Source organism: Streptomyces chromofuscus (genome assembly GCF_015160875.1).
GTDB lineage: Bacteria > Actinomycetota > Actinomycetes > Streptomycetales > Streptomycetaceae > Streptomyces > Streptomyces chromofuscus.
The window spans coordinates 7,026,195-7,053,136 of record NZ_CP063374.1 but is presented as its reverse complement, the minus strand read 5'-3'; the positions used below and the strand labels follow the sequence as shown (position 1 = coordinate 7,053,136).

General features: G+C 72.4%; 23 protein-coding genes and 3 tRNA genes. 9 read left to right on the top strand and 17 right to left on the bottom strand.

Features of this window, described 5'->3' with window-relative positions:
* Positions 1–3: 3 nt before the first annotated feature.
* From IPT68_RS31560 to IPT68_RS31550, 3 genes are all read right to left on the bottom strand, one after another.
* Positions 4–1,218, bottom strand: a complete 1,215-nt coding sequence (locus IPT68_RS31560) for an acetyl-CoA C-acetyltransferase (protein ID WP_189698045.1) — start codon at positions 1,216–1,218, stop codon at positions 4–6.
* Positions 1,215–2,423: a CaiB/BaiF CoA transferase family protein gene (locus IPT68_RS31555; RefSeq protein WP_189698046.1), complete on the bottom strand. Its 1,209-nt coding sequence runs from the start codon at positions 2,421–2,423 to the stop codon at positions 1,215–1,217. Before IPT68_RS31555 ends, IPT68_RS31560 begins: the two co-directional genes overlap by 4 nt.
* 140 nt (positions 2,424–2,563) lie before the next feature.
* Complete coding sequence (locus IPT68_RS31550; protein ID WP_189698047.1) at positions 2,564–2,944, bottom strand: MmcQ/YjbR family DNA-binding protein; 381 nt, start codon at positions 2,942–2,944, stop codon at positions 2,564–2,566.
* 91 nt (positions 2,945–3,035) lie between these two features.
* On the opposite strand from IPT68_RS31550, the gene IPT68_RS31545 reads away from it, so the two are divergent.
* Positions 3,036–4,214 carry a saccharopine dehydrogenase family protein gene (locus tag IPT68_RS31545; RefSeq protein ID WP_189698048.1) on the top strand — a complete coding sequence of 393 codons (1,179 nt, stop codon included), beginning with the start codon at positions 3,036–3,038 and terminating at the stop codon, positions 4,212–4,214.
* Positions 4,215–4,224: 10 nt separating this feature from the next.
* Here the strand turns inward: IPT68_RS31545 and mmpA are convergent, their stop codons facing one another.
* From mmpA to IPT68_RS31530, 3 genes are all read right to left on the bottom strand, one after another.
* The gene (gene mmpA / locus IPT68_RS31540; RefSeq protein ID WP_189698049.1) at positions 4,225–4,371 is read right to left on the bottom strand and encodes a morphogenic membrane protein MmpA; all 147 of its coding nucleotides are present in this window, start codon (positions 4,369–4,371) and stop codon (positions 4,225–4,227) included.
* Positions 4,372–4,849: 478 nt separating this feature from the next.
* Positions 4,850–5,545, bottom strand: coding sequence for an endonuclease V (locus tag IPT68_RS31535; protein WP_189698050.1), 696 nt, complete (start codon positions 5,543–5,545; stop codon positions 4,850–4,852).
* Positions 5,546–5,603: 58 nt separating this feature from the next.
* On the bottom strand, positions 5,604–5,927 hold the full coding sequence (locus IPT68_RS31530) for a plasmid stabilization protein (protein WP_189698051.1): 324 nt from the start codon (positions 5,925–5,927) through the stop codon (positions 5,604–5,606).
* A gap of 208 nt (positions 5,928–6,135) precedes the next feature.
* Between IPT68_RS31530 and ssgD the strand changes: the two genes are divergently transcribed.
* The 4 genes from ssgD to IPT68_RS31510 all read left to right on the top strand — a co-directional run bounded on the left by ssgD (position 6,136) and on the right by IPT68_RS31510 (position 10,832).
* Complete coding sequence (gene ssgD / locus IPT68_RS31525) at positions 6,136–6,552, top strand: spore wall synthesis regulator SsgD (RefSeq protein WP_189698052.1); 417 nt, start codon at positions 6,136–6,138, stop codon at positions 6,550–6,552.
* A 321-nt stretch (positions 6,553–6,873) separates the two neighbouring features.
* Positions 6,874–8,496 (top strand): ABC-F family ATP-binding cassette domain-containing protein, encoded by a 1,623-nt coding sequence (locus IPT68_RS31520; RefSeq protein ID WP_189698053.1) that lies wholly within the window; start codon positions 6,874–6,876, stop codon positions 8,494–8,496.
* A gap of 367 nt (positions 8,497–8,863) precedes the next feature.
* The gene (gene ddaH, locus IPT68_RS31515) at positions 8,864–9,640 is read left to right on the top strand and encodes a dimethylargininase (protein WP_189698054.1); all 777 of its coding nucleotides are present in this window, start codon (positions 8,864–8,866) and stop codon (positions 9,638–9,640) included.
* Between the two features lie 217 nt (positions 9,641–9,857).
* Complete coding sequence (locus IPT68_RS31510) at positions 9,858–10,832, top strand: acyl-ACP desaturase (protein ID WP_189698055.1); 975 nt, start codon at positions 9,858–9,860, stop codon at positions 10,830–10,832.
* 16 nt (positions 10,833–10,848) lie between these two features.
* Here IPT68_RS31510 and IPT68_RS31505 read toward each other — a convergent pair.
* The 6 genes from IPT68_RS31505 to IPT68_RS31480 form a co-directional block, all read right to left on the bottom strand.
* A tRNA-Trp gene (locus tag IPT68_RS31505) sits at positions 10,849–10,926 on the bottom strand.
* 42 nt (positions 10,927–10,968) lie between these two features.
* Positions 10,969–12,222, bottom strand: coding sequence for a leucine-rich repeat domain-containing protein (locus IPT68_RS31500; protein ID WP_228040053.1), 1,254 nt, complete (start codon positions 12,220–12,222; stop codon positions 10,969–10,971).
* Entirely contained in the window at positions 12,219–13,562 is a 1,344-nt protein-coding gene (locus IPT68_RS31495) for an SDR family NAD(P)-dependent oxidoreductase (RefSeq protein WP_189698254.1), read from the bottom strand. The genes IPT68_RS31500 and IPT68_RS31495 overlap by 4 nt, the downstream gene beginning before the upstream one ends.
* A gap of 33 nt (positions 13,563–13,595) precedes the next feature.
* Positions 13,596–13,667: transfer RNA gene (locus IPT68_RS31490), tRNA-Glu, on the bottom strand.
* Between the two features lie 9 nt (positions 13,668–13,676).
* Positions 13,677–13,751, bottom strand: a tRNA-Ser gene (locus tag IPT68_RS31485).
* A gap of 119 nt (positions 13,752–13,870) precedes the next feature.
* Positions 13,871–14,116: a WhiB family transcriptional regulator gene (locus tag IPT68_RS31480; protein ID WP_189698057.1), complete on the bottom strand. Its 246-nt coding sequence runs from the start codon at positions 14,114–14,116 to the stop codon at positions 13,871–13,873.
* Positions 14,117–14,385: 269 nt separating this feature from the next.
* On the opposite strand from IPT68_RS31480, the gene IPT68_RS31475 reads away from it, so the two are divergent.
* The gene (locus tag IPT68_RS31475; RefSeq protein ID WP_189698255.1) at positions 14,386–15,171 is read left to right on the top strand and encodes a VOC family protein; all 786 of its coding nucleotides are present in this window, start codon (positions 14,386–14,388) and stop codon (positions 15,169–15,171) included.
* A 450-nt stretch (positions 15,172–15,621) separates the two neighbouring features.
* Here IPT68_RS31475 and IPT68_RS31470 read toward each other — a convergent pair whose 3' ends face one another.
* The 3 genes from IPT68_RS31470 to IPT68_RS31460 all read right to left on the bottom strand — a co-directional run bounded on the left by IPT68_RS31470 (position 15,622) and on the right by IPT68_RS31460 (position 18,478).
* Positions 15,622–16,656, bottom strand: coding sequence for a LacI family DNA-binding transcriptional regulator (locus IPT68_RS31470; protein WP_189698058.1), 1,035 nt, complete (start codon positions 16,654–16,656; stop codon positions 15,622–15,624).
* A gap of 581 nt (positions 16,657–17,237) precedes the next feature.
* On the bottom strand, positions 17,238–17,405 hold the full coding sequence (locus IPT68_RS31465) for a hypothetical protein (RefSeq protein ID WP_189698059.1): 168 nt from the start codon (positions 17,403–17,405) through the stop codon (positions 17,238–17,240).
* Between the two features lie 50 nt (positions 17,406–17,455).
* Positions 17,456–18,478: a multicopper oxidase domain-containing protein gene (locus IPT68_RS31460; protein WP_189698060.1), complete on the bottom strand. Its 1,023-nt coding sequence runs from the start codon at positions 18,476–18,478 to the stop codon at positions 17,456–17,458.
* Positions 18,479–18,732: 254 nt separating this feature from the next.
* Here IPT68_RS31460 and IPT68_RS31455 point away from each other — a divergent pair, with 254 nt between their 5' ends.
* Both IPT68_RS31455 and IPT68_RS31450 read left to right on the top strand, forming a co-directional pair.
* Positions 18,733–21,168: a ThuA domain-containing protein gene (locus tag IPT68_RS31455; protein ID WP_189698256.1), complete on the top strand. Its 2,436-nt coding sequence runs from the start codon at positions 18,733–18,735 to the stop codon at positions 21,166–21,168.
* A 44-nt stretch (positions 21,169–21,212) separates the two neighbouring features.
* On the top strand, positions 21,213–23,375 hold the full coding sequence (locus tag IPT68_RS31450; RefSeq protein ID WP_189698257.1) for an OmpL47-type beta-barrel domain-containing protein: 2,163 nt from the start codon (positions 21,213–21,215) through the stop codon (positions 23,373–23,375).
* Positions 23,376–23,378: 3 nt separating this feature from the next.
* Here the strand turns inward: IPT68_RS31450 and ligD are convergent, their stop codons facing one another.
* Complete coding sequence (gene ligD / locus IPT68_RS31445) at positions 23,379–24,404, bottom strand: non-homologous end-joining DNA ligase (RefSeq protein WP_189698061.1); 1,026 nt, start codon at positions 24,402–24,404, stop codon at positions 23,379–23,381.
* Between the two features lie 110 nt (positions 24,405–24,514).
* On the opposite strand from ligD, the gene IPT68_RS31440 reads away from it, so the two are divergent.
* Positions 24,515–25,585: an ATP-dependent DNA ligase gene (locus IPT68_RS31440; RefSeq protein WP_189698062.1), complete on the top strand. Its 1,071-nt coding sequence runs from the start codon at positions 24,515–24,517 to the stop codon at positions 25,583–25,585.
* A gap of 74 nt (positions 25,586–25,659) precedes the next feature.
* Here the strand turns inward: IPT68_RS31440 and IPT68_RS31435 are convergent, their stop codons facing one another.
* Positions 25,660–26,850 carry a zinc-dependent alcohol dehydrogenase gene (locus IPT68_RS31435; RefSeq protein WP_189698063.1) on the bottom strand — a complete coding sequence of 397 codons (1,191 nt, stop codon included), beginning with the start codon at positions 26,848–26,850 and terminating at the stop codon, positions 25,660–25,662.
* Positions 26,851–26,942 lie beyond the last annotated feature (92 nt).

Sequence of the window (26,942 nt, the reverse complement as noted above, 5' to 3'; positions counted from 1 at the left end):
CGGTCAGACGCGCTCGACGATGGTGGCGATGCCCATGCCGCCGCCGACGCACAGCGTGGCGAGGCCGAACCGCTTGTCCTGGCGCTCCAGTTCGTCGACGAGGGTGCCGAGGATCATCGCGCCGGTGGCGCCGAGCGGGTGGCCGAGGGCGATGGCGCCGCCGTTGACGTTGACCTTGTCCAGGGACAGGCCCATGTCCTTCACGAAGCGCAGGACGACCGCGGCGAACGCCTCGTTGATCTCGACGAGGTCGATGTCGTCGATGGTGAGCCCGGCCTTGGCGAGCGCCTTGCGGGTGGCGGGGGCGGGGCCGGTGAGCATGATGGTGGGCTCGGAGCCGGAGACCGCGACGGAGACGATCCGCGCGCGCGGGGTGAGGCCGTGGCGCTCCCCCACCTCCCGGGAGCCGACCGCGACGAGGGCTGCGCCGTCGACGATGCCGGAGGAGTTGCCCGCGTGGTGGACGTGGTCGATCTTCTCGACCCAGTGGTACTTCTGCAGCGCCACGGCGTCGAAGCCGCCGAGGTCGCCGATGTCCGCGAACGAGGGCTTGAGCTTGGCGAGCGAGTCGGCGGTGGTGCCGGGACGCATGTGCTCGTCGTGGTCGAGGACGACCAGGCCGCTGCGGTCCCTCACCGGCACGACCGAGCGCTCGAAGCGGCCCTCCTTCCAGGCCGTCGCCGCCCGCTCCTGCGACAGCGCCGCGTACTCGTCGACGTCGCGGCGGGAGAAGCCCTCGATGGTGGCGATCAGGTCGGCGCCGATGCCCTGCGGGACGAAGTTGACCGCGAGGTTGGTCATCGGGTCGTTGAACCAGGCGCCGCCGTCCGAGGCCATCGGCACCCGGGACATCGACTCCACGCCGCCCGCGAGGACGAGGTCCTCCCAGCCGGAACGGACCTTCATCGCGGCCATGTTGACGGCCTCCAGGCCGGACGCACAGAAGCGGTTCTCCTGCACGCCCGCCACCGTGTCCGGCAGCCCGGCGGCGACGGCGGCGATCCGGGCGATGTCGGAGCCCTGGTCGCCGACGGGGCCGACGACACCGAGCACGATGTCGTCGATGGCGGCGGGGTCGAGGCCCGGGAACCGGTCGCGGAGCTCGTGGATGAGGCCGACGACGAGGTCGATGGGCTTGGTGCCGTGCAGGGCGCCGTTCGCCTTGCCCCGTCCGCGCGGGGTGCGGATCGCGTCGTACACATACGCATCGGTGGTCACTGGGGGGCCTTTCGGTGAGGGGCTGTCGAGAGGGCTTGAGAGGCTTTCGAGGGGGCCGGGGACGGCGCCGGCCCGCCTGGCATCAGTCCCGGCACGTCCCAGTCGCGGGCCACGTCCGCGGTGTCGGCGCCGGGCCTGGACGGGCCGGTGCGCACGGCGGTCGGGGTGGCGGAGAAGCGGGGTGCGGGGGCGGGCTGGGTGATGCCGCCGTGGTCGGTGAAGGTGCCGCGCGCGGCGAGGTGCGGGTGGTGCGGGGCCTCGCGCAGCGACAGCACCGGCGCCACGCAGGAGTCGGTGCCCTCGAAGAGGGCCGTCCACTCGTCCCTCGTTCGGGTCTTGAAGCGGGCGGCGACGGCCTCGCGCAGTTCCCCCCAGCGGGTGACATCCTGACGGGCCGGAGCCTCGTCGGCGATGCCGAGCACCCGCACGAACTCGTCGTAGAACTGCTGCTCCAGCGCGCCCACCGCCATGTACCCGCCGTCGGCGGTCTGGTACGTCCCGTAGAACGGGCAGCCGCCGTCGAGGAGGTTGGCGCCGCGCCGGTCCTGCCAGCCGCCGGCGGCGAGCATGCCGTGGATCATCGCGGCGAGGTGGGCGGCGCCGTCGACGATGGCGGCATCGACGACCTGCCCGGCGCCCGTGGCGCGGGCGTGGTGGAGGGCGGCGAGGACGCCGACGACGAGGTACAGGGAGCCGCCCGCGTAGTCGCCGACCAGGTTGGCGGGGACGGCCGGGGCCTCGTCGGGGCGGCCGATCATGCCGAGGGTGCCGGTCGGCGCGATGTAGGCGATGTCGTGTCCGGCGCGGTGGGCCAGCGGGCCCTCCTGGCCCCAGCCGGTCATCCGCCCGTACACGAGGGCGGGGTTGCGGGCGTGGCAGGCCTCGGGGCCGACGCCGAGGCGCTCGGCGACGCCGGGGCGGTACCCCTCGATCAGGACGTCGGCGCGCGCCGCGAGGTCCAGGACGCGGGTGGGGCCGTCCGGGGACTTGAGGTCGACGATCACCGAGCGCTTGTTGCGGTTGGTGAGGTCGTAGTCGGGGTCGATGGCCAGGCCCGCGCCGCCGGGACGGTCCACGCGGACGACGTCGGCGCCGAGGTCGGCGAGGAGCATGGCGGCGAAGGGGCCGGGGCCGATGCCGGCCAGCTCGACCACGCGCACGCCGGTGAGCGGGCCGTGCGGTGGCGGCGTCGTTGCCGTGGTCATCCAGCCCCCTAGCTGTGACACAACTGATGTAACACCGGTGATGGTAAGAACGTGCCCCAGGGGGCACAAGGCCTGGACGAGCAAGCGCTTAGACATCCAGGGTGCCAGGCGGAGGGCCGTACCACCACGCCAGAGCGGCGTCAGCGCTCGTCCAGCTCCGCGATCAGGCGTTTGGGGGCGATGACGCGGTAGCTGTCCTCCACCCAGTCGCACAGGAGGTCCGTTGTCGGGGCGTCCTTCGGCTCCAGCGGGATGCTGACCCAGCCGGACCGGCCCAGGCCGTAACCGGCGGGCTCGGCGCCGGGTGCGGTCATGGCGTGGGCATGGGTGATGTCGTCCTTGAGCTTGACGGTGACGCCCAGCGGGTAGCTGCCGTCGTCGACGCCGAGGAAGACGAACACCTTCTTGTTCACCTTGGCGACGGAGTCGCCCCAGGGGAACTCCTCGGTGGCGCCGGGCAGTCCGAGCGCGAAGTCGCGCACTTTCTCCCACTTCTTCAGGGCGTTCCTGGGTACGGCCACCGGCCACCTCCGGGCTCGTCGTCGGGCTCCGCACTGCTCACGCTAGCCTCAGCCACCGACAGCGGCGCGGGCTGCGGAATCGAGGGGTGCCATGAGCAAGCGTGACAGGGCGGACCGTCCGTACGACATCGTGCTCTTCGGAGCCACGGGCTTCGTCGGGCGGCTGACGGCCGAGTACCTCGCCGCGCACGCCCCGAAGGACCTGCGCTGGGCCGTCGCCGGGCGGAGCGAACTGGAGCTGGCGCGGCTGCGCGAGCAGGCCCGGGGGGGCACGGAGGTGGGGGTGCTGCGGGCCGACGTGACCGAGCCGGCGTCGCTGCGCCGGCTCGCCGAGCAGGCGCGGGTGGTCGCCACGACGGTGGGCCCCTACGTGACGTACGGCGAGGAACTCGTGGCCGCCTGCGCGGACCTGGGCACGGACTACCTGGACCTGTCGGGTGAACCCGAGTTCGTCGACCTGATGTTCGTCCGGCACGACGCACGCGCGCGGGAGACTGGCGCCCGGCTGGTGCACGCCTGCGGGTTCGACTCGGTGCCGCACGACCTGGGCGTGTACTACACCGTCCAGCAGCTGCCCCAGGGCGTGCCGCTGACGGTGGACGGGTTCGTGACCGTCGACGCGACCTTCTCGGGCGGGACGTTCGCCTCCGCGCTGAACCAGTTCGCCCGGCCCCGGCAGATGGCCGCCGCCGCGCGGGAGCGGCACCGGCACGAGCCGCGGCTGGTGGGGCGGCGGGCGACGACGCCGAACGGGGCACCGCGGTTCGTCCCCGAGGTGCGCGCCTGGGCGCTGCCGCTGCCGACCATCGACCCGCAGATCGTGCGCCGCTCGGCGAAGGCGCTGGAGCGGTACGGGCCCGACTTCCGCTACCGGCACTACGCCGCGGTGCGGCGTCTGCCGGTCGCGGTGGGCGGGGTCGCGGCGCTGGGCGCGGTCGTGGCGGCCGCCCAAGTGCCGCCCGCGCGGCGCTGGTTGTCCGACCGGCTCAAGCCCGGTCGGGGGCCGAGCGCCGAGAAGCGGGCGAGGAGCTGGTTCTCCGTGCGCTTCGTGGGCGAGGGCGGCGGCCGGAAGGTGTTCACCGAAGTCGCGGGCGGCGACCCCGGGTACGGCGAGACGGCGAAGATGTTCGCCGAGGGTGCGCTGTCCCTGGCCTTCGACGAGCTTCCGCCGACCGCCGGGCAGGTCACCACGGCGGTGGCGATGGGCGACGCGCTGCTGGAGCGGCTGCGCGGTGCGGGGATCACGTTCCGGGTGGCGGCGACCCGGTAGTCCCGGCCCGCTACATCGACCACTCGGCCAGGGTGTAGATCATCCCGCCGAGCCAGCCGAGACCGGCCAGGACGGCCGGCACGAGCGCGAACGTCACGGAACGCCCGACGGGGCGGCCGGGACGGGCGAGGGGCTCCTGGGCACGGTGCGTCGTCATGTGCCCCAGGCTGCCGATCACGCCGGCACACCGGCATCCGTACGGATACTCAGACGGCCTGCGGCCGGCACTCGCGCGTACTCAGGAGGCCCGGCCGACCGGCGCCGTATTCAGAGAGGCCCTCGCCCCGCACGCGCGCGTCCTCAGGAGGCCTCGACCGGCACGCCCGCTGCCTCACGCACGCTCCGGCGCAACCGTGGGCGCCCGCGGCGAAGGCGAACGGACAGCCACCACGCGCGCGTGCCCGGCGGTCGGGCGACCGCCGGATCGAACAGGCAGCGCCCGACCGCCGCGTCCGGCAGGAAGGCCGCCCCGAGGCCCCGGCCGGACTGCCGCGGGCGGCGTTGGAACAGCGCGCGGACGAGATGACCACCCAGGCGGCGTCGCTCGCGCGGGACGGGAGCCGACCGGGCCGCGACCCGGGCGGGGCCGCCCGGAAACCCGCCTCCTCAGAAGTACGCCGTAAGCACTCCCCGCCTCAGCCGCCGGGGGCCTCCCGCAGGGCGCGGCGGCATCGGGCGTCGGCGAGGCGGGTCGACTCCGGCAGGCGGTAGCGCGGGGTCAGGCGCAGGACGTGGGCGCAGGCCGTGTCCAGGTCGACGCGGTGCCCGACGGACACGTAGACCGGCTTGACGCCCTGCTGGGTGCGCAGCGCGCGGCCGACCTCCTCGTCGCCCGCCAGCAGCGGGGACGACGACCCGCGCGCGGGGGCCGGGTCGGCGTACGTGAAGGTGAACGGGTTCTTGGCGACGCCGATCGTGGGCAGGCCGGTGAGGACGCCGAGGTGACTGGCGAGCCCGAAGCGGACCGGGTGGGCGAGGCCGTAGCCGTCGCACACCACCAGGCCGGGCGGGCAGGGCAGGTCGGCGAGGGCGGCCAGGACGGTGGGGATCTCCCGGAAGGCGAGCAGGCCGGGCACGTACGGGAAGGAGATCCGCCCGACGGCGGTGGAGGCCGCGACGACGTCCAGGGTCGCGGCGTCCAGCACGACGGCCGCGGCGGCCACCACATCACGCTCGTCGTCGTAGGCGACGTCGACGCCGGTGACGTGGCCCGTGCCGGGCGGCGGCCCGGGCTCGTCCAGCACCACCCGCGGGCGCAACTCGTCCTGGATCGCGCGGGCCTCGTCCTCTGTCGTGGGCCAGCTTTCGGGAATGCGTACCGTCGTCGTCATGGTGAGGTCGAGGGTACGGTCCCGGGCGGCCGGCCCGGGCGGGCCGGCCGGGACCGGCTCACTTGCCGAGCGCCTGCTGCAGCTGCTGCTTGTTCATGTCCGAACGGCCATGGATGTTGCGCCGCTTGGCCTCCTCGTACAACTGGTCGTAGGTGGGGCCCTGCGACCCCTTGCCGGACCGCTGGCCGCCCCGCTTGCCGGACGGCATGTCCTGGGTGGACGAACGGCTCGCCGTCTTCGACTCGCCGGAGCGGGCGCGCTCCTTGTTCACCGTGCGCGCCGCGATCTCCTTGGCGCGCCCCGTGCTCTCGCCCCGCTCCTGAGCACTCTTCTTGATGTGCTCGTACTGCCGTTCCCGCTTGGGGCTCGAACCGCTTGGCATGTCCGCTCACTTCCTCTCACCTCGGGCGAACGAGTACCCCCCATCGTGGGCGCGTACCGCGATCCGGGCGCGGTCAGCTCTCCGGACGGGCGCACGGTGACGGAGGTCACTGCGCGCGCGGGTGCACGGATGCGCCGATTCCGTCGTCTCACCCAGTGCCCGGCCTCGTCGCCGGCAGTCCGTCCGGCCGTCACAAGGGAGCAAGGCGATGTCCACCGTCATCGAGCAGCCGGTCGAGGCGCGCCTCGTCGCCGCCGCCCCGCGGATGCAGAGCATCCCCGCGACGCTCGGCTACGACCTGGCCGATCCGTTCGCGATCCGCATGACGTTCCCCGCCCAGGCCACGCTGGAGGACGAGGAGGTCTGCTGGACGTTCTCGCGCGAGCTGCTGGCGGCCGGCCTGCAGGGACCCGAGGGCCACGGTGACGTGCGCGTGCGGCCGTACGGCTACGACCGCACCGTGCTGGAGTTCCACGCCCCCGAGGGCATCGCCGTCGTGCACGTCCGCTCCGGCGAGCTGCGCCGCTTCCTGCAGGCGACGCGCGCGCTGGTGCCCGAGGGCCTGGAGCACGCCCATCTGGATCTGGACCACGACGTGGCGGAACTGATGCGGGACGCCTGCTGACCCGCCCTCCCGCGACGTGCCGGTGAGCCCCGGACGCGGACGCCCGTTAATCCGTTGACACCCCCCGGCGCCCCTCCTACGGTGGTCAGCGTCCTGTTGCCGCCGATTGGAGAAGGACGTTGCTCGTCTGAGGTCATGAGACACCGCGTCACACCGTCCGGTGTGCACGCCGCGTGCGACCTCGGCGTTGAGCCGTCCTTGCGAAGCAGGGCTTCTCTCGTTCTCCCACAGCCTGGGCCCCGGCCCGGCGCGGTGGTCGCCGCCTTGCCGGTGTCTCGACACGCGTTGCCCCTGCCCCCTTCACGCAACCGCGAGGCCCGTATGCATACGTCGATCACCTGTACGTCCCTCTCCTTCGCCTGGCCCGACGGCACCACCGTCTTCGACGGCCTCGACGCCTCCTTCGGCCCCGGCCGGACCGGCCTCGTCGGCGTCAACGGATCGGGGAAGTCGACCCTGCTCAAACTGATCGCCGGCGACCTCGCCCCGGCCGACGGCGCCGTGCGCGTCGCGGGCGAGGTCGGTCACCTCCCGCAGAACGTCACGCTGGACACCGCGCTGCGCGTGGACGAGGCCCTCGGGATCGCCGCCCGGCGGGCGGCGGTGCACGCCATCGAGGCCGGTGACGTGGCCGAGGAGCACTTCGAGACCGTCGGCGACGACTGGGACGTCGAGGAGCGTGCCCTCGCCACCCTCGGCGAACTCGGTCTCGGCCACGTCGATCTGGACCGCACCATCGGCGAGGTGTCCGGCGGGGAGTCCGTCCTGCTGCGGCTGGCCGCGCTGCTGCTGCGCCGGCCGGACGTGCTGCTGCTGGACGAGCCCACCAACAATCTCGACCTGTACGTGCGCAGGCGGCTGTACGCGGCCGTGACGGCCTGGCCGGGGGTCATGGTGGTGGTCAGCCACGACCGCGAGCTGCTCGAACTGGTGGACCAGATCGCCGATCTGCGCTCCGGGGAGATCTCCTGGTACGGCGGCAACTTCTCGGCGTACCAGCGAGCGCTGGCGACCGAGCAGGAGGCGGCCGAGCGGATGGTGCGGGTCGCCGAGGCCGACTTCCGCAAGCAGAAGCGCGAACTGGCCGACGCCCAGGTCAAGCTGGCCCGCCGCAAGCGGTACGGCCAGAAGATGTTCGAGCAGAAGCGTGAGCCCAAGATCGTGATGGGGGCGCGCAAGCGCGCGGCACAGGAGTCGGCGGGCAAGCACCGCATCATGCACGAGGAGAAGCTCGCCGAGGCCAGGGAGCGGCTCGACGAGGCGGCGGAGGCGGTACGCGACGACGACGAGATCCGCGTCGACCTGCCCTGCACGGCCGTACCGCAGGGCCGGACCGTGCTCACCGTGCGGGACCTGGAACTGGCGTACGGGGCCCGCGTCGAGGGCGGGCTCGACGTGCACGGTCCCGAGCGGATCGCGCTGGTCGGGCGCAACGGCGCGGGCAAGACGACGCTGCTGCGCACCATCGCCGGACAGCTCCCGCCGGTCGCGGGCGAGGCGACGGCGCACGTTCCGCTGCGCTTCCTGCCGCAGCGCCTGGACGTCCTCGACGGCGGGCTGACGGTCGCCGAGAACGTCGCCCTGTTCGCGCCGGGCGCCACCAACAACCGGATCCGGGCGCGGCTGGCCCGCTTCCTGTTCCGGGGCGCCCGCGCCGACCAGCGGGCGGCGACGCTGTCCGGCGGCGAGCGCTTCCGCGCGACACTGGCCGCGCTGATGCTGGCGGAGCCGGCGCCGCAGCTGCTGTTGCTGGACGAGCCGACGAACAACCTGGACATCGCGAGTGTGCGGCAGCTCACCACGGCCCTGGAGTCGTACGAGGGGGCGCTGATCGTGGCCAGCCACGACCTGCCGTTCCTGGAGTCGATCCGGATCACGCGCTGGCTGCTGCTGGACGGCGCCCTGAAGGAGACCACGCCGGAGGCCGTCGGCGATCCCGCCTAGGGCCGGCCTGTCGTCCGCGGCACGCTCCGAACGACAGGCCCCGGCCTGCGGCGGGCCCGCGTGCGTCCCCTCGTCGGAGCCCGCGCGCACCACGCGACCGGGTCGGCGTCCTGGCGCCCGGCCCGGCGAGGGACATTTCAGCCGGACGGCGGTGTGCGCGGGTCAAGGCGTCCGGCGTCCGGCGGCGCCGCCACCGGCACGACCGGCCGAACGGGCGGCGGCGCGGGACTCGTCCGGCCCGTGCGGGGCGCGGGGCTGTCCTCTCCGACAATGTCCCTGCATGATGTCGGCCGACCCCGGCAGATTCCGGCCCCGTCCGGGTAGTAGCAGGACCAGCAGGACCGCCCATCCGATACGGAGACCGCACGTGCCCAGCAAGAAGGCCCTCATCCGTCGCCCCGGCCCGCGCCTCGCCGAAGGCCTGGTGACGCACATCCAGCGGGAGAAGGCCGACGTCGAGCTGGCGGTCCGGCAGTGGGAGGCGTACGCGGAGGCGCTGCGCACGCACGGCTGGGAGACCGTCGAGGTCGATCCGGCCGACGACTGCCCGGACTCCGTGTTCGTCGAGGACACGGTGGTCATGTACAAGAACGTCGCCCTGCTCACGCGCTCCGGTGCCGAGTCGCGGCGGGAGGAGACCGCGGGCGTCGAGGAGGTCGTCGCCCGGCTGGGCTGCTCGGTGAACTGGATCTGGGAGCCGGGCACGCTGGACGGCGGTGACGTGCTCAAGATCGGCGACACGATCCACGTCGGCCGCGGCGGCCGCACCAACGCCGCCGGCGTGCAGCAACTGCGGGCCGCCTTCGAACCGCTGGGGGCGCGCGTGGTCGCCGTCCCCGTCAGCAAGGTGCTGCACCTGAAGTCCGCGGTCACGGCGCTGCCCGACGGGACCGTGATCGGGCACATCCCGCTGATGGACACGCCGTCCCTGTTCGGGCGTTTCCTGCACGTGCCGGAGCCCTCCGGCTCCCATGTGGTGCTGCTCGGCGGCAACAAGCTGCTCATGGCCGCCAGCGCCCCCAAGACCGCGGAGCTGTTCACGGACCTCGGCTACACGCCGGTCGTGGTGGACATCAGCGAGTTCGAGAAGCTCGAAGGCTGTGTGACGTGCCTCTCGGTCCGCCTGCGGGAGCTGTACTCCTGACCGGCGGGCGCCGACTTGGGCCGAGCCCGGGGACCTGCGCGACCCGGGGCATTACCGCACGACGCGCACGGCTGCGGGAAGAGGGCCTGAGCAGCCGTCTTTACCGCGCCCTTAACCTACGGCTTCGTAACCTACGGGTTCGTAGCCTACGATCCCGTAGGTTCCGGCACCGCTCGCCGGTCCGACTGCCTTAGTCCCACGTCCCCCTGGAGTACCCGTGACGATCACCTCTCCGCACCTCGGCAGCCCCTCCGTCTGGACCGACGCCCGGCTGCTGTACGCCTTGGAGGAAGTGGTCGAGAAGGAACTCAATCGCCATCTGAAGGTCGCCAAGGACTGGATGCCGCACGAGTACGTGCCGTGGACCGACGGCCGCAACTTCCCCGGTCTCTTCGAGGACGGCGAGGCCTGGGACAAGGAGCAGTCCAAGGTCACCGAGATCGGCCGGATCGCGCTGGTGGTCAACCTGCTCACCGAGGACAACCTCCCCAGCTACCACCACGAGATCGCCTCGCTGTTCGGCCGCGACGGCGCCTGGGGCACCTGGGTGCACCGCTGGACCGCCGAGGAGGGCCGGCACGGCATCGTGATGCGGGACTACCTGCTGACCTCGCGGGCGGTGGACCCGGACAAGCTGGAGCAGTTCCGGATGGCGCACATGAGCGAGGGCTTCGAGTCGGACAACCGGCACTCGATGCTGCACTCGGTCGCGTACGTCGCCTTCCAGGAGCTCGCGACCCGTATCTCGCACCGCAACACCGGCCACCAGTCGGGCGACCCGGTGTGCGACCGGATGCTGGCCCGGATCGCCACCGACGAGAACCTGCACATGGTCTTCTACCGCAACCTGCTGAAGGCGGCCTTCGAGCTCGCCCCCGACCTGACCATGCAGGCCGTGCGGGACGTCGTGGTGAACTTCCGCATGCCCGGCCACGGCATCCCCGGATTCGAGCGGGCCGCCGCGCAGATGGCCATCGGCGAGGTCTACAACATGCGCATCCACCACGACGACGTGCTCCAGCCGGTGCTGCGCTTCCTGAAGATCATGGAGATCGACGGGCTCGGCCCCGAGGGCCTCAAGGCCCAGGAGGAGCTCGGCCTGTTCATGGACGGGCTGGACGCGGAGGCCTCGAAGTTCGACGAGAAGCTCGCCGCGCGCAAGGCGCGGATGGCGGCGCGCGCCATGGCGTGACCCGCGCCGGGCGGGGGGCGGGGCGGCTGGATTCGAACCAGCGTGCTCCCGGTTTTGGAGACCGGGCGCGTCTGCCTCTGCGCTACGGCCCCGCCCTTGCCGGCAGAGCCCGGCGCCGCTGCCCGCGGCGCGGGCCTCACCGGGCGGGGGGCGCCGTCCGGTGCACGCTGCGCACGGCCGCCACGTCCGCCGGGACCGCCGGTGGCGGGATGTGGGCGCTCAGCGCGTCCAGGCGGCGCTTGACGCTGCCGGCGACGCCCCGCCCGAGCACGAAGCGGGTGGCCGTGACAGCCCTCGGCGCGGTGTCGAGGAGACGGTGGGCCTCGCGGCTGCGCATGCCGGTGTGCGTCAGCACCAGGTGGGCCAGGCGGTGCCCGGCGCCGGCGAGGGCCTGCGCGACGGTGTCGGCGGCGGCCAGGTCGACCTGGTTGTCCGCCGCACCGAGCACGGTCGCCGCCTTCACCCGGCCCAGGTCGAGCAGCGTGACGCCGGCCGCGGTCGCCGCCGTCACCAGCCGGGCTGCGGCCCGTGGGCCGATGCCGTTGCTGGCGACGGACAGCCGGCTGAGCCGCCCGTACGGCGCCCGTTCGAGGGCGTCGGCGAGGACGGTGGCCCCGGCGTCACCCAGCCGGGCGGCCGACACGTACAGCTCACCGACCGCACCCCCGGCGACCACGGCGGCGAGCGCCTCCGCTCCCGCCGCGCCGAGGGGATTGCCCCCGACGAACAGCCGCTCGATCCGCCGCCCGCCTCCCGGGGCGCCCGTCCCGCCGCTCGCGTCGGGTGCGGTGCGGAGGCGCGCCCCCTCGCGCCCGTCCCCCGCAGCCGTCAAGAGCGCGTCGGCCAGCTCCGCGGCGCCCGCCGCGTCCAGGCCCGTCTGCACCAGGTCCAGCGTCCGCAGGGAGCGGGCCGAGTCCAGCAGTTCGGCGGCCGCACGGCCTCCCCCGCCGCCCAGGGGGTTGCGTTTGAGCCAGACGCCCGTGACGACCTGGGGCGAGGCGCGCAGGCGGTCGGCGATGCGGCAGGCGCCGCCCGCGGTGATGCCGTTGCAGCCGAGGTACAACGTCTCGACGCCGCTCGCGCCCGTACCGGCCGCCGCGGCGGCGCCGGCGTCGCCCAGGGCGTCCGTGCCGAGCAGCAAGTGCCTTACGGAGGACGGCCCTTCGGACAGGGCGGCGGCCAGTGCCAGGGCGCCGTGCGGGCCCAGGGCCTGTTTGCACAGGTCGAGGCGGCCGTCGGGCAGGGCCGTACCCGCCGTGAAGTCCAGCCGGTCCTCCGCCGGGGCGCCGGTGCGCAACCAGTGCAGTAGGGGGGCGAGTTCGACCACCGGGCGCGGCACGACGTGCGGGACGCCCGCGAAGCCCGGCGCCCGGACGCCGTCGTCGGTCACCACTCCGCCTCCCGGTAGTCCTTCAGGAACACCCCGGACACCGGGTCACCGGCCTCGCCACGCACGATCGGGTCGTACACGCGTGCCGCGCCGTCCACGACGTCCAGCGGTGTGCGGAAGCCCGCGTCGGTCATGCGGGCCTTCTTCGGCGCCGGGTTCTCGTCCGTGATCCAGCCGGTGTCCACGGCGCACATGTGGACGCCCCGTTCGGCGAGTTCGGCGGCGCTGGTCCGGGTGAGCATGTTCAGCGCGGCCTTGGCCATGTTGGTGTGCGGATGCCCGGGCATCTTGTTGCGCACGGCGAAACGGCCCTCCACGGCGGTCACGTTGACGACGTAGCGGCGCGGGTGCGGGGAAGCCAGCAGCAGCGGCAGCAGGCGGTCGCACAGGAGGGCCGGGGCCAGGGCGTTGACCAGCTGGGTCTCCAGGACCTCGGCCGGGTCGAGCGAGCCGAGCCGGGCCGACCAGGAGTTCTCCGGGGACGGATCGGGCAGCAGCCCGGCCTCGTCGGCCTCGCGCAGGGCGGCGGGCAGGGCGGAGACGGAGCCCCCGAGCCCCTCCAGCATCCGCATCGGCGTGAAGCCGGGAGCCCGGCGGGCGCGCTCGGGCAGCGCGTCCCGCTCGCCGACGGCCAGCAGGGCGTACGACTCGGGCGGCCTGCGGACGGTCTGCGCGGCGTTGTTGACGAGGATGTCGAGCGGCCGGCCCTCCCCGCGCAACTCCTCGCACAGGCCCAGCACCTGGCGAGGGTCGCGGAGGTCGACGGCGACGACGGTCAGCCGGCCGAGCCACTGCTCGCTGCCCGGCACGGCTAGGAAGCGGCGCAGGGTGTCGTGCGGAAAGCGGGAGGTGACGAGGAGTTCGGCGCCGTCGCGCAGCATCATCAGGGCGAGCTGGAAGCCGATCTTCACCCGGCCGCCGGTGAGCAGTGCTCTGCGCCCGCTCAGGTCGGTGCGCAGGGCGCGACGCGCCGCGTTGTCGGCGGCGCACGCCGGGCAGAGGCGGTGGTAGAAGGAATCGACCTGTCGGTATGGCGACTTGCAGACATAGCAACCGCGCGGCTTGTGGAAGACGCCACCCGTGCCCGGAGTGTCCAATGGGGCGTCCTCGCGCCGGTCGGGTGCGCCGGTGGCGGTCGCGGCCATCGTCGCCGCGTCGGCCGCCGACGTCTCGGAGCCTCGCGCCCTGCGCCGCCGCAGCCGGCCGTCCCGGGCGAAGGATGCGGCGACCTGCTCGGTGCGCAGTCGTACGGGATCGTCGGCGGGCAGCGCCCGCAGCTTGCCCACCAGCCGGTGGAAGGCCGCCAGCTCCGCCTCGGTGACCGTGTCCCCGTCCGTCATCCGCCCCACGCCCCCACGCACCTGTTCGAGCGGGGGCCCCGGCCGGATTCGAACCGGCGTATCCGCCCTGAGAAGGCGGCGAGTCTGCCTCTGCTCTACGAGACCCCCTGCGCAGCCCGGGGAACGGATTCGAACCGGTGTGTCCCACCTCAGCCAGGTGGGTGCGCCTGCCTCTGCGCTACGCCCGGGTGCGTCCGAGGATCGTAACCGCGCACCGGGCGGCGGCCGTAGCGAATATTCGCGGGTCAATGTGGTCGGTGCGGTCAGTGCGGTCAGTGCGGTCAGTGCGGTCAGTGCGGTCAGTGCGGTCAGTAGGAGGTACGGCGCAGCTGGAGGCGTTCCTTCTCGGACAGGCCGCCCCAGACGCCGAAGCGTTCGTCGTTCGCCAGGGCGAAATCGAGGCAGGCGGTGCGCATCTCGCACAGGCCGCAGATGCGCTTCGCCTCACGCACCGAGCTGCCCGGCTCGGGAAAGAAGAAGTCCGCCCCGGTCTGTGCGCACAGGGCCTCGGCCTGCCAGGCGGTGTCCACGGGGGTGCTGGTTTCGAAGTGCATGACCCAGAGCGTGCCGGGGCGTGAAAAACGTTCGATCAACGCGGGCTCAACGCCGCGGTCCCCGGCCCGGGGGCCGCCGTGATGATGCCCGCCCGCCGGGGCGCGGCGCACGGCGGCGCGCGGGAGCGTCCGGAACGAGGCGGAATCCGATCGTCACCGGTGGTGACCGGTGAGCCGTCGGGAGCCGGAGCCGGGTGTCCGGCACGCGATTGTCGGTGGGCGGTGCGAGACTCGGCACTGCAGGCAACGGGCCCCTCCCGGAGGCGATGATGCTCACCACCCGTTTCGTCAACGGCGCTCCCAACTGGATCGATGTCGGCACCTCCGACATCGACGGCGCCATCCACTTCTACGGCGGTCTCTTCGGCTGGCAGTTCCGGTCGGCGGGGCCGGAGGCCGGGGGTTACGGCTTCTTCCAGCTCGACGGCAGGACCGTGGCCGGGGCGATGCAGATCACCGGTGAACAGGGCCCGCCGTCCTGGACGGTGTACTTCCACAGCCCGGACGCGCAGGCCACGGCGAAGGCGGCCGAGCAGGCGCGGGGGCGGGTGCTCGTGGCGCCCATGGACGTGATGGGCCAGGGCCACATGGCGATCCTGACCGACCAGCAGGGCGTGTCCTTCGGGATCTGGCAGCCGGGGCTGACCAAGGGCGTGGACGTGATGAACGAGCCGGGCGCGCTGGGCTGGCTGGAGCTGTACACGCCGGACATCGCGTCGGCCGCCGGGTACTACAACAGGCTGCTCGGCTGGGAGACGTCGTCGACGGACGTCCCGGGCGGCTTCTACACCTGCGTCAACCCGGCCGGGGAGGATGAGGACGCCATGTTCGGCCATCTGGTGCCGCTGGCCGACGACCCCTCTGAGGACACCGCCCACTGGCTGCCGTACTTCGAGGTCGCCGACGCCGACGCCGCGGCGGACAGGGCGCGGGAACTGGGCGGCACCGTGCGCGTGGAACCCGTGGACCTGCCGGACGTCGGCCGCATCGCCAAGCTGACCGACCCGTTCGGCGCCCGCTTCGCGGTGATCAGGAGCGCGGCACCACGGAGCTGAGCCTGTGCCGCGGTGCGTTTCGGCGTGTCCGTCGCCGCTGAGCCGGGCGCCTGCGTGGAGCCCGGCACCGGCGCGGAAGCCCGCGGGCCGGCGCAGGCCCGTGCAACCTGACACATGCGCAAAACGTGCGACTGGCACCACCCCGTCCCTCCGCGGAACCCGGCACCGGCGCCGAAGCCGCGGCCCGGCACAACCTGCCCCCTACAGCCCGGCGCATACGCGGAACCCCCGACTGGCACCACCCCGTCCCTCCGCGGAACCCGGCACCGGCGCCGAAGCCGCGGCCCGGCACAACCTGCCCCCTACAGCCCGGCGCATACGCGGAACCCCCGTCCCGGCACAATCTCCCCCTTCCGTACAGCCCGGCGCATGCGCGGAAGCCGTGGCCCGGCGCCGCGCCGCGTCGCCGTTCAGTCGGCTGGCTGCAACGCGCCCCGGCTGAGGCGCCCCCTACGCGGAGGCCCGGCGTACGAGGGTGGTCGACAGGACCACGCCGGCCGCCGAATCCGCCTCCGTCTCGTCGGGGCGTCGGCGCAGGCGGCGGAGCAGGAGGCGGGCCATCAGACGGCCCATCTCCTCGATGTCCTGACGGATCGTGGTGAGTGGCGGGTCGGTCTGCTCGGCGACGGGCAGCATGTCGTCGAAGCCGATCACGGCGACGTCGTCGGGCACCCGCCGCCCGCGTTCGCGCAGGACGCGCAGGGCACCCGAGGCCATGAGGTCATTGGCGGCGAACACGGCGTCCAGGTCGGGGCAGCGGTCCAGCAGTGCGCGCATCGCCCGCTCGCCCCCGGCCGGGGTGAAGTCCCCCTCGGCGATCAGCCGCGGGTCGGCGTCGCCCATGACGTCCCGGTAGCCGTCGAGCCGGTCCACCGCCGACGTCTGGTCCAGCGCCCCGGCGATGTGCGCGACGCGCCCGCGGCCCAGGCCGACGAGATGACGTACGGCCTCGCGCGCGCCGCCCCGGTTGTCGCTGTCCACGTACGCGGCGCCGCCCTGGCCGCCGCTCCAGCCTGGCCGCCCGCCGAACACCGTCGGGACACCGGCGCCCTGGATCAGTGCGGGCAGGGCGTCGTCGAGGTGCAGGGAGAACACCAGCGCGCCGTCGACGTGTCCGCCGGCGAGATAGCGGCCGACGCGGGCGTGGTCGTCGCGGCCTTCCGTGAGCAGCAGCACGAGCTGGTTGTCATGGGCGGTCAGCTCCTTGCTGATGCCGCGGAGCTGGAGCGCGAAGAAGGGGTCGGCGAAGACGCGGGTCTCCGGCTCGGCGATGACGACGGCGACCGCGTCATGCCGCTTGGTCACCAGGCTGCGGGCCGCCTGGTTGGGGACGTACCCGAGTTCCTCGACGGCCCGTCGGACCCGCTCGACCAGCGGCTCACGCACCCCGTCCCCGCCGTTGACCACCCGCGAGACGGTGGCCCGCGACACCCCGGCCCGCGCGGCCACGGCCTCCAGCGTGGGACGCGACACTGCCTCGGACACTTTCGGAACTCCTCACCGGCGCTTGCCGATCAGGATAACCGCGGACCGCCGAGACGGCCCGATTGCGGGCGTCGGGCAAATCCCTTGCCCCACGCGGCGCCCGCCGGGTGACCATCACGGCATGACGACGAGAAGAGCCCATGCCGAGTCGGCCCGCCGACACGCGGCTCGTTCCCGGCGGTGACCACCAAGGCTTCGTACGGCCTCCGTGGCGAACCGGGCGGTGTCCCTGTCCCGGGCAACGGGCGCCCGTACGAGGCACAACTCAGTGCCGTCACCGCGCGCTTTCCCCCACCTCGCCGCTCTCCCCGCCGGCGGCTTCGTGCCGGCGGACGGCCGGTCGAGAGCGGGCGAGGAACAGGCCAGGTCTTCGACGCGCCGGGCCGCCCCTCGTGGACGGTCCGGGTCGGCGACGCCATCGAGCGTCTGCTCACCGGCGAGTCGGGCGACCTGTGGGTCGGCCACTTCGGCCAAGGTGTCCACGGTGACCCGCTCAGCGCGCCCGGCGTGCGCCACTGGACCACGACGGGCGAGAGCGTGAGGTCGTATCAACCGGCCGACGGGGCCCGCTGGATCGACCACTACTGCTGCGCGCCGACCGTGTCGTGCTGCTCGACCGCGACGAGCGGCAGGTCGACTGCCGGCTCGGCGACACGGCCGTCGAGCCGCTGTCCGAGGGCCGTCCGGTCCGTCCCGACGGCGGCCCGCTCGGCCGCCGCCGGGTGGTTGGCCGTGGCCCGCGTCTCCACGTCCAGGAGGTACCCGGATCGGACTGCACGGCCCTGGACATCGGCCGAGGTCAGTGCTGGTGAGCCCCGGCGTCGCCCTGAGCCCCCTCGGTGCTCCCGGCGGCGCCGTCCGTCGGATGCGGCTCGTGCGGGTCATGGGGCTCGTAGCCCGGGATCGTCCCGTCCGTCTTCTTCACCAGGAACAGGCCCACCATCCCCATGTCCGAATGGCTCTGCACATGGCAGTGGTACATCCACGCGCCGGCCCCCACGCCCTCCCCCGCGATCACCTGGAAGCCGAAGGAGTCGGCCGGGCCCGTGATCTTGTTGTCGATGACCTGGCTGGGGTCGTCGGGGCCGGTCAGCATGCCGGTGCGGTTGTCGGCCCAACGGTGACCGTGCATGTGGAAGGTGTGGTAGTACTCGCCGTGCGTGATCACCACGAACTCGACGCGATCGCCCACCGTGGCCTCGAAGTTCGGACCCGTGTGCGGTGGCCTGTTGTTGATGAGCAGGTCGTTGAAGACGATCGTGTGGGTGCGGTCCGGCAGGACGTCGCCCTTCCTGCGGACGATCACTGGGCCGTACAGGCCCTTCCTGATCCCGCCGGTGCCGTGTTCCGTGCCCACCACGTGGTCGTGGTAGTGCCAGTAGCCCGCGCTGCCCGCCCGCCAGGTGCCGTCCTTGCGGCGGCCGGGCGCGTGGGTGCGCCAGGTGTAGGTGCGGGTGCCACCCGGCTCCACATGGCTCTTGCTCAGTTTCGTGCCGTCGCTGGTGATTTCGTAGTCCAGGCCGTGCACGTGCAGGCTCGCCGCCACGTCCGTGGTGTTCTCGAACTCGATGTGCAGGGTGTCGCCCTCGTTGAGCTCGATCAGCGGGCCCGGGATGCTCGCGCTGCCTTTCTCGAAGCCGTAACCGAGCTGCCCGTCGGCGAGCTTCTCGGCGTAGAGCTTGATGTGCCTGACCGCGCCTCCGGCCGGCGCCGTCCGCGCCGTCGTCTCACCGGCGCCGGTCGCCTCCGAACTCAGGGACAACGATGTCGCGACGGCGGCGCCACCCAGGAGGACGCGCCGGTTGAACCCACGTCTGTCCATGCCGAACTCCCCACTCCGGTACGGGATTCGAGACGGTAGCGGGACGGCAGGCGTTTATCCACACCCAGGACAAAGTTCGTCCGATCGCGGTCATACCTATTGGCGAACCGTGCAAAGAGGTCTACCTTCCTAGGCGCTGTTGCTGTGACCGACGAGGGGTGGATGACCACATGCGGTCCACATCGCACCACAAACCCACGAGTTCAAAGGAGTTAGGCCGGAAAAGGGCCGGAAAGCGGACCTTGACGGCCGCCTTGACGGCCGGGCTCGTCACCGCGGGCCTGCTCTCCGGCCCCGCCGCGGGCGCGCTCCCGGCTCCGGATCCCTCCCTGACAACGATGTCCATCAAGTCGCCGCCCGGCGGCGCCAACGTCCGCGTGCTCGTCTTCCACGGGTCCGCCGCCGCCGGCGACGAGTCGCCCGTGGTGAACGCCGGCATCGAGGCGATCGAGCGCATCGGCCTGTCCGGGCCGGTGAACCAGCGCTTCAAGGTCGAGGCCACGGACGACGCCTCGGTCTTCACCAATGAGACGAAGCTGGGCCGTTACAACGCGATCGTGTTCCTGACCGGCGGCGGCGACGTCCTGGAGCCGGAGCAGGAGGCGGGCCTGGAGGCCTACATGGAAGCGGGCGGCGGATTCGTCGGCGTCCATGACGCGGCCCGCGCTGAGCCGTACTCCGACTGGTTCACCGGCCTCGTGGGCGCCCGTCCGGCGCCGAACGGCCCGACGGCCGTCCAGCGGGCGACCGTCGAGGTGGGCGACCGTCTGCATCCGGCCACCAAGGACCTGCCGGTGGAGTGGAAGCGCCCCGACCAGTGGCCGAACTGGGTGAAGAACCCGTCCGGCGAGGTGCACACCGTGGCCCGGGTGCGCGAGTCGACGTACCGGCCCGGCGCGAGCGCCAACGGCTGGGACCACCCGATCAGCTGGTGCCGCGACTACGACGGCGGCCGCTCCTTCTACACCGGCATGGGCGGCACGGTGTCGTCGTACGACGAGACCGACTTCCGTACTCACTTGCGCGGCGCCCTGCTGTGGACCACCCGGCTCGTCCAGGCCGACTGCAAGGCGACCATCAACGGCAACTACAAGGCCGAGCGGCTGACCAAGCCCAACCAGCCCGGGCACAACGACCAGATCGGCGAGCCGCACGGCCTGGTCACCGCCCCCGACGGCCGTGTGCTGTACATCGGCCGCGGCGGCGCCGCCTCCTCCCAGCCGGTGATCACCGACTGGAACAACCCGGACATCGGCAAGGGCAAGGGCGAGATCCACGTCTACGACCCGAAGACCAAGCAGGTCACCCTGGCCGGCGCGCTCACCGTCTTCGGCAACAAGGGCGGCGGCGACGAACTGGTCAAGGTCGAGGAGGGCCTGCTCGGCATCGAGCTCGACCCGCGCTTCGAGGACAACGGCTGGGTGTATCTGCACTACACGCCGCACTCGCGGATCGACCGCGACACCCGGATGGCCGAGCGGCGCGTCTCCCGCTTCACCCTCGACCTCGCCACGAACAAGCTCGACCTGAGCAGCGAGAAGGTGCTGCTCGCGTGGCCGGTGCAGATCCACAGCTGCTGTCACGCGGGCGGGGGGATGGCCTGGGACAGCAAGGGCAACCTGTACATCGCGACCGGCGACAACAACTCCAGCCGCTTCAGCGACGGTTACTCCGGCAACAACCCGCAGCCGAACTACAAGGGCGTCTCCTTCGCCGACGCGCGCCGCACAGCCGGCAACACCAACAACCTCAACGGCAAGATCCTGCGCATCCACCCGGAGCCGGACGGCACCTACACGCTGCCGGAGGGCAACCTCTTCACCGGCAAGGAGACCGACGAGGGCGGCGGGAAGACGCGCGGCGAGATCTACGTGATGGGCGTCAGGAATCCGGCGCGCATCTTCGTCGACAAGACGACGGACGTCCTCTACGCGGGCTGGGTCGGCCCGGACGCCGGGGCGCCGTCGACGACCTGGGGCCCGGCGAAGTACGACACCTTCGCTGCCATCACCGAGGCGGGCAACCGCGGCTGGCCGTACTGCATGGGCAACAAACAGCCCTACCGGGACCGCAACCTGCCGGACCCGACGCAGCCGCTCGGCTGGTACGACTGCGACCACCCGAAGAACGAGTCCCCGAACAACGACGGTCTGGTGAACCTCCCGCCGGTCACCGGCAACAACATCTGGTACTCGCCCCAGGGCGGCGCCCCCGACTTCCCGCGCGACGCGAGCGGCGTCCCCTCCTACAAGCAGGAGGAGGCCACCTACCGGCTGCCGTGGCTGAAGGGCGGTGGGCAGGCCGCGATGAACGGGCCGGTGTACCGGTCCGAGGACGTGTCGGCGGACAGTGGCGTCAAGTGGCCGGCGTACTGGGACGGCAAGTGGTTCGTCGGCGACTTCTACGACGCCGACCAGCCGCGCAACGCCGTGCTCATGGATCCGAGGACCCTGGGTGACGGCGGGCTGCCGGTGCACTCGGAGTCACTGAAGAAGATCGTGCCGATCGGCAACGACGGCATCAAGAACCTCATGGACTGGAAGTTCGGTCCGGACGGCGCGCTGTACGTCCTCGACTACGGGCGCGGCTTCTTCACCTCGGACGCCAAGTCGGCGCTGTGGCGCGTGACGTACACCGGCGGCGGTCCGACGCCGGCCGCCGACCAGCTGGCGAGGGGGACACAGCAGTGACAGGTCAACGCAGAGTATGGGCGGCGCTGCTGGCAGCGCTGCTGATGGTGCTCGGTCTGCAGGCCACGACGGCGACCGGGCAGAGCGAGCCGTCCGGGCGGGAGTCCGCCGCCGCGGCCGCCCAGGTCCTCACCTGGACGGCGGGCAACAACATCGACAAGTACCTCTCCGCGCCGACGACGGCGGTGGCCGGGCCGGCGACGATCGTCTTCGAGAACAGCGCGGCCACCGGCAACACCACCGGCATGCCGCACACGCTGACGTTCGTCACCAGCGATCCGGAGTTCAACAGCGACGTCCAGCTCAACATCCTCGCCAGCCCCAACGACGACCAGGGCGGCCGGCACACCGCCGAGGTCACGCTCACCCCGGGCCGGTACTTCTACCACTGCACGATCCCCGGCCACGGGCAGATGCAGGGCATCCTGACGGTGACCGAGGGCAGCGGCGACGACACGACGGCGCCGGAGGTCTCGGCGCACGTCAGCGGCACGCAGAACCAGCAGGGCGCGTACGTCGGTTCGGCGAGCGTGGCGCTGCACGCGACCGACGACGTCGGCGGCTCCGGCGTCGACCGGATCGAGTACGCGATCGGGGACGCCGGCGCCTGGCAGCCGTACACCGCGCCGATCGTCGTCGACCAGGTCGGCAGTCACACGGTCCGCTACCGGGCGTTCGACAAGGCGGGCAACGTCTCGGCCGAGAAGAGCGCGGAGTTCACGGTGGTGGCGCCGCAGACGGACGACACGACAGCGCCGGAGACCTCGGCGACGGTGAGCGGCGAGAAGAATCCGGACGGCACCTATGTCGACATGGCGACGGTCACCGTCACCGCGTCCGACACGGGGTCCGGAGTCAACACGATCGAGTACGCGATCGGCGCGTCCGGGGCCTGGCAGCCGTACACCCAGCCGGTGATGGTGCACCAGGTCGGCACCCACACCGTCCGCTACCGCGCCACCGACAAGGCGGGCAACGTGGCGGCGGAGAAGAACGTGCAGTTCACGGTGGTGGCCGCACCGCCGCAGGACACCACTCCGCCGGTGACCGGGGTGACCGTCGAGGGGACCCGGAACTCCGACGGGGCGTACGTGGCGAGCGCCAAGGTCACCGTCAGCGCCACCGACACGGGAGGGGTCGCGAGCATCGAGTACTCGCTCGACGGCGGGCCGTACCTCGCGTACACCGGGCCCGTGATCGTCGACCGGGCGGGCGCGCACACGCTGGCGTACCGGGCGACCGACACCGCGGGCAACACCTCCGCCGCGCAGACCGTGAGCTTCACGGTGGTGGCGGGCGGAGTGCCCGCGCCGCCCTGCCCGGAGTACGACGAGCGGTTGACGGTGATCGTCGGGACGGTCGACTCGGGTGTGCCGAACCGGCTCACCGACAGCCGGTGCCGGATCAACGAGCTGATCGAGGACGAGAAGGAGTGGACGTCCCACGCGCTGTTCCTCAAGCACGTGAAGACGGTCCTCGACCAGCTGCTCGCGGAGGGCGTGATCGACCAGCGCGAGTACAACCGGATCACCCGGGCCGCCCGGCAGTCCGGCATCGGCAAGCCCGGCCAGACCGAGGGCTATCGCTCGCTGTTCGACGGCAGCGCGGAATCCTTCGCCAAGTGGCAGCACGTGGGCGGCGGTTCGTTCGCGGTGAACGCCGACGGGTCGATGACCAGCGGCACCACCAGGGCCGGGCTGGGCATGCTGTGGTTCCCGCAGCGCAAGTACGGCGACTTCTCGCTGAAGCTCCAGTGGCGCGACGACGCTCCGGACACCGGCAACGCCAACTCCGGGGTGTTCGTGCGGTTCCCGTACGTCCATGACCACCCGGAGGAGCCGCGGCCGGAGTGGGTCGCCATCAAGTACGGGCACGAGGTGCAGGTGCTCGACCGGCCCGACGGCGACATGTACAAGACGGGGTCGGTCTACGGCTTCGACCGGGTGGGGCTCGCGGGCGCGGGCGTCACGCAGAAGGGCACGTGGAACGACTACGAGATCCGGGTGGTGGACCAGCACTACTCGGTCTACCGCAACGGCAGGCTGATCAACGAGTTCGACAACACCGGCGGCCAGGAGTTCTACCCGCCCCGCTCGGACGACCCGGGCACGGACGGGCGGCGTTTCGCCTCCGGCTACATCGGGCTGCAGGTCCACGGCACGACGGACGTGATCTCGTTCCGGGACATCCGGATCAAGGAGCTGTAGGGATCAGGGAGTCGTAGGCCCGGATTTCCTCGCGCGGCTCGGCTGTACCCGCTTGGGCTCCCCCGGCATCTTGGGGTACTCCGGCGGGTACGGCAGGTCACCGAGCCCGTGGTCGCGCTCGTCCTTGTTGGCCAGCTCCAGCAGCGCGTCCAGCGCATAGCGATGGTCGTCCATGTCCGCGTGCACGTCGCCGACTTCGGCGAAGCGCGCGGGCATGGTCGCGAGGTCGAAGTCGCGGGGGTGGGCCACCCCGACCTCCTCCCAGCGCAAGGGTGCCGAGACGGGAGCGTGCGGGCGGGGGCGCACGGAGTAGGCGGAGGCGATCGTGCGGTCCCGCGCGGTCTGGTTGTAGTCGACGAAGATCCTCTCGCCCCGCTCCTCCTTCCACCACTTGATGGTGACGTGCTCCGGCATCCGGCGTTCCATCTCCCGGCCGACGGCGATGGCCGCGCGGCGCACCTGGGTGAAGGTCCAGCGGGGCTCGATGGGCACGAAGACGTGCAGGCCACGGCCGCCGGATGTCTTGGGAAAGCCGCGCAGGCCCCCGAACTCGTCCAGTACCGCGCGCAGTTCATGGGCGGCGCGGACCGCGTCGTCGAAGTCGGTGCCGGGCTGCGGGTCGAGGTCGATGCGCAGTTCGTCGGGGCTGTCGACGTCGTCGCGGCGCACCGGCCACGGGTGGAAGGTGAGCGTGCCGTACTGGGCGGCCCACAGCACGGCGGCCTCCTCGGTGGGACACATCTCGTCGGCGCTGCGGCCGCTGGGGAAGGTGATGTGGGCGGTGGGGATCCAGTCGGGCATGTTCTTCGGAGCCCGCTTCTGGAAGAAGGACTCGCCGCCCACGCCGTCCGGGTAGCGCTCGAGCGTGGTGGGCCGGTTCCGCAGGGCACGCAGTATGCCGGGGCCGACGGCGATGTAGTACCGGGCCAGGTCCAGCTTGGTGAAGCCGCGCTCCGGGAAGAACACCTTGCCGGGACTGGACAGCCGTACGGTCCGGCCGCCCGCTTCGAGTTCCACCGCGTCACCCATGCGAGCCACGGTAGGCGCACCGCACCCACCGCGCACCCGGGCGTGGGGCCGTGCACCAGTCTGGCTCCGCCGACGCGGCGCCGCATCCGGAGTCCGCCTACAGTCGAACCATGGATCTGCCGGTGATGCCGCCCGTCAAGCCGATGCTCGCCAAGTCCGTGGCGAAGATCCCGCCCGGCATGCACTACGAGGCGAAGTGGGACGGGTTCCGGGCGATCGTGTTCCGGGACGGGGACGAGGTGGAGCTCGGCAGCCGCACCACCAAGCCGCTGACGCGATACTTCCCCGAGCTGGTGGCGGCGCTGAAGGAGCGGTTGCCGCAGCGGTGCGTGCTGGACGGTGAGATCGTCATCGCGCGGGAGGGGCGGCTGGACTTCGACGCGCTCACCGAGCGGATCCACCCGGCCGACTCGCGGGTGCGGACGCTGGCCGAGCGGACGCCGTCCTCCTTCGTCGCCTTCGACCTGCTGGCGCTGGCCGACCGGTCGCTGCTGGACGTGCCGCTCGCCGATCGCCGTGCCCTGCTGGTCATGGCGCTGTCCGGGGTGACGGCCCCGGTGCACGTGGCGCCGGCGACGACCGACATCGACGTGGCGCGGCAGTGGTTCGAGCAGTACGAGGGTGCGGGCCTGGACGGTGTGGTCGCCAAGCCGCTCACGCTGCGCTACCTCCAGGACGAGCGTGCCATGTTCAAGGTGAAGCACGAACGCACGGCGGACGTCGTGGTGGCCGGCTACCGGCTGCACAAGAGCGGGCCGGTCGTCGGGTCCCTGCTGCTGGGTCTGTACGACGACCGGGGCGCCCTCCAGCACGTCGGCGTGTCCGCCGCCTTCTCCATGGCCCGGCGCGCGGAGCTGATCGAGGAGCTGGAGCCGCTGCGCATGGACGACGTGGCGGGGCATCCGTGGGCGGCCTGGGCCGAGGAGGCGGCGCACGAGACGGCCCGGCTGCCCGGGGCGCCGAGCCGTTGGTCGGGCAAGAAGGACCTGTCGTGGGTGCCGCTGCGGCCGGAGCGGGTGTGCGAGGTGGCCTACGACCACATGGAGAACGGCGCCCGGTTCCGCCACACGGCCCGGTTTCGCCGCTGGCGGCCGGACCGGACCGCCAAGAGCTGCACGTACGCGCAGCTGGAGGAGCCGGTGCGCTACGACCTCGCGGAGATCTTCGCACCGCAGGCCTGAGCCGCCGCGCGCCCGAGCCGGGCGCTCGGGCCCCCGTCACGGTCTCGCGCCGCGGGCCCGAGCCGGACCCGGGATCAGGGCTGCATGACGACCTTCACTGCACCGTCCCGCTTGTGCTGGAACATCTCGTACGCCCGGGGGGCGTCGTCCAGCGGCAGCCGGTGGGTGGCGAAGTCGTCGACGCCGAGCGGGTCCTCGTCCGTCAGGTACGGCAGGATGTCGTCGGTCCAGCGGCGGACGTTGGCCTGGCCCATCCGGATCTGGAGCTGCTTGTCGAACATGGTGAGCATCGGCAGCGGGTCGGCCATGCCGCCGTAGACACCGGACAGTGAGATGGTGCCGCCGCGCCGCACCAGGTCGATCGCGGTGTGGAGCGCGGCGAGCCGGTCCACGCTGAAGCGTTCCGACATCGGGCCGCTGAGCTTGCGCGGCAGCAGCGCGGCGGTGTTCTGCACCAGCCGGGCCACCGCGCTGCCGTGCGCCTCGGTGCCGACCGCGTCGATCACGGCGTCGGGGCCCCGGCCGTCGGTCTGGTCGCGGATCGCGGCGACCAGCTCCTTCTCGCTGTCGAAGGCCCGCAGGTCGTACGTCTCCACCCCGCGCGCCTCGGCCCTGCGCAGCCGGTCGGGGACCAGGTCGACGCCGAAGACCCGTCCGGCACCGCGGACCTGGGCGATCCGGCAGGCCATGTCGCCGATCGGGCCGAGCCCGAGCACGGCGATGGAACCACCCTGGGGGATGTCGGCGTACGCGACCGCCTGCCAGGCGGTGGGCAGCACGTCGGACAGGTACAGGAACCGGTCGTCGGGCGGGCCCTCGGGCACCTTGATCGGGCCGAACTGGGCCTGCGGGATGCGCAGGTACTCGGCCTGGCCGCCCGGCACCGCGCCGTACAGCCGGGTGTAGCCGAACAGGGCGGCGCCCATGCCCTCGCCGGTGACCTGGGTGGTCTCGCACTGGGTGGGCAGCGAGTTGAGGCACATCCAGCAGTTGCCGCACGCGATCTGGAACGGCACGACGACCCGGTCACCCACCGCCAGGTCCGGTACGCCCGGGCCGACCTCCTCGACGATGCCCATGGGCTCGTGTCCGAGGATGTCGCCCGGCGTCATGAACGGGGTCAGCACCTCGTACAGGTGCAGGTCGGAACCGCACAGCCCGGTCGAGGTGACGCGGATGACGGCGTCGGTCGGCTCCTCGATCCGCGGATCGGGGACGCTCTCCACCCGTACGTCCCGCTTCCCCTGCCACGTCACAGCCCTCATCACCCGCACTCCCTCCGTCGCAACCACGCCTGCCGGTACTGCGGTGGGAGCCGGGTACCCGTGGGTCCCCGGGCGAACCGTCGGACCGTGGC